General features: G+C 56.8%; 2 rRNA genes. Both read right to left on the bottom strand.

Annotation, left to right across the window (positions count from 1 at the left end):
• A 5S ribosomal RNA gene (gene rrf, locus ACIQVT_RS34705) occupies positions 1–107 on the bottom strand; the annotation flags it as partial.
• A gap of 90 nt (positions 108–197) precedes the next feature.
• Positions 198–2,566 (bottom strand): 23S ribosomal RNA (locus ACIQVT_RS34700); the annotation flags it as partial.

The following is a 2,566-nucleotide window of genomic DNA, read 5'->3' as shown; positions in this document are numbered from 1 at the left end:
GTCCTACTCTCCCACAGGGTCCCCCCTGCAGTACCATCGGCGCTGTGAGGCTTAGCTTCCGGGTTCGGTATGTAACCGGGCGTTTCCCTCACGCTATGACCACCGAAACACTATGAAACACGTCAACCGAAACACCCCACACATTAGGGGGTGACGTGGTCGTGGTCTCAGAACCAACACAGTGAACGCGAGCATCGATGGACAAGCCCTCGGCCTATTAGTACCGGTCACCTCCACACGTTACCGTGCTTCCAGATCCGGCCTATCAACCCAGTCGTCTACTGGGAGCCTTACCCCATCAAGTGGGTGGGAGTCCTCATCTCGAAGCAGGCTTCCCGCTTAGATGCTTTCAGCGGTTATCCCTCCCGAACGTAGCCAACCAGCCATGCCCTTGGCAGGACAACTGGCACACCAGAGGTTCGTCCGTCCCGGTCCTCTCGTACTAGGGACAGCCCTTCTCAAGACTCCTACGCGCACAGCGGATAGGGACCGAACTGTCTCACGACGTTCTAAACCCAGCTCGCGTACCGCTTTAATGGGCGAACAGCCCAACCCTTGGGACCGACTCCAGCCCCAGGATGCGACGAGCCGACATCGAGGTGCCAAACCATCCCGTCGATATGGACTCTTGGGGAAGATCAGCCTGTTATCCCCGGGGTACCTTTTATCCGTTGAGCGACGGCGCTTCCACAAGCCACCGCCGGATCACTAGTCCCGACTTTCGTCCCTGCTCGACCCGTCGGTCTCACAGTCAAGCTCCCTTGTGCACTTACACTCAACACCTGATTGCCAACCAGGCTGAGGGAACCTTTGGGCGCCTCCGTTACTCTTTAGGAGGCAACCGCCCCAGTTAAACTACCCATCAGACACTGTCCCTGATCCGGATCACGGACCCAGGTTAGACATCCAGCACGACCAGACTGGTATTTCAACGACGACTCCACAACCACTGGCGTGGCCGCTTCAAAGTCTCCCAGCTATCCTACACAAGCCGAACCGAACACCAATATCAAACTGTAGTAAAGGTCCCGGGGTCTTTCCGTCCTGCTGCGCGAAACGAGCATCTTTACTCGTAGTGCAATTTCACCGGGCCTATGGTTGAGACAGTCGAGAAGTCGTTACGCCATTCGTGCAGGTCGGAACTTACCCGACAAGGAATTTCGCTACCTTAGGATGGTTATAGTTACCACCGCCGTTTACTGGCGCTTAAGTTCTCAGCTTCGCCCACCCGAAAGTGAGCTAACCGGTCCCCTTAACGTTCCAGCACCGGGCAGGCGTCAGTCCGTATACATCGCCTTACGGCTTCGCACGGACCTGTGTTTTTAGTAAACAGTCGCTTCTCGCTGGTCTCTGCGGCCACCCCCAGCTCAGGGCGTAAAGCCCATCACCAGACGTGGCCCCCCTTCTCCCGAAGTTACGGGGGCATTTTGCCGAGTTCCTTAACCATAGTTCACCCGAACGCCTCGGTATTCTCTACCTGACCACCTGAGTCGGTTTAGGGTACGGGCCGCCATGAAACTCGCTAGAGGCTTTTCTCGACAGCATAGGATCATCCACTTCACCACAATCGGCTCGGCATCAGGTCTCACCCTGCATGAGTGACGGATTTACCTACCACTCGGGCTACACCCTTACCCCGGGACTACCACCGCCCGGGATGGACTACCTTCCTGCGTCACCCCATCACTCACCTACTAACCGCTTGGGCCGGCGGCTCCACCACTTTCCTTTCCCCGAAGGGTCCGGAACGGCTTCACGGCCTTAGCATCACGATGCTCGATGTTTGACGCTTCACAGCGGGTACCGGAATATCAACCGGTTATCCATCGACTACGCCTGTCGGCCTCGCCTTAGGTCCCGACTTACCCTGGGCAGATCAGCTTGACCCAGGAACCCTTAGTCAATCGGCGCAAACGTTTCTCACGTTTGTATCGCTACTCATGCCTGCATTCTCACTCGTGAACCGTCCACAACTCGCTTCCGCGGCTGCTTCACCCGGCACACGACGCTCCCCTACCCATCACAACACCCGTTGGGGCTATATGCTGCAATGACACGACTTCGGCGGTACGCTTGAGCCCCGCTACATTGTCGGCGCGGAATCACTAGACCAGTGAGCTATTACGCACTCTTTCAAGGGTGGCTGCTTCTAAGCCAACCTCCTGGTTGTCTGTGCGACTCCACATCCTTTCCCACTTAGCGTACGCTTAGGGGCCTTAGTCGATGCTCTGGGCTGTTTCCCTCTCGACCATGGAGCTTATCCCCCACAGTCTCACTGCCGCGCTCTCACTTACCGGCATTCGGAGTTTGGCTAAGGTCAGTAACCCGGTAGGGCCCATCGCCTATCCAGTGCTCTACCTCCGGCAAGAAACACACGACGCTGCACCTAAATGCATTTCGGGGAGAACCAGCTATCACGGAGTTTGATTGGCCTTTCACCCCTAACCACAGGTCATCCCCCAGGTTTTCAACCCTGGTGGGTTCGGTCCTCCACGAAGTCTTACCTCCGCTTCAACCTGCCCATGGCTAGATCACTCCGCTTCGGGTCTTGAGCGTGCTACTAAAA

It is taken from the genome of Streptomyces sp. NPDC100445 (assembly GCF_044759735.1).
In the GTDB taxonomy this organism is placed as follows: Bacteria; Actinomycetota; Actinomycetes; order Streptomycetales; family Streptomycetaceae; genus Streptomyces.
The sequence above is the reverse complement of the archived record's forward strand: the minus strand, read 5'-3'. Positions and strand labels throughout refer to the sequence as shown.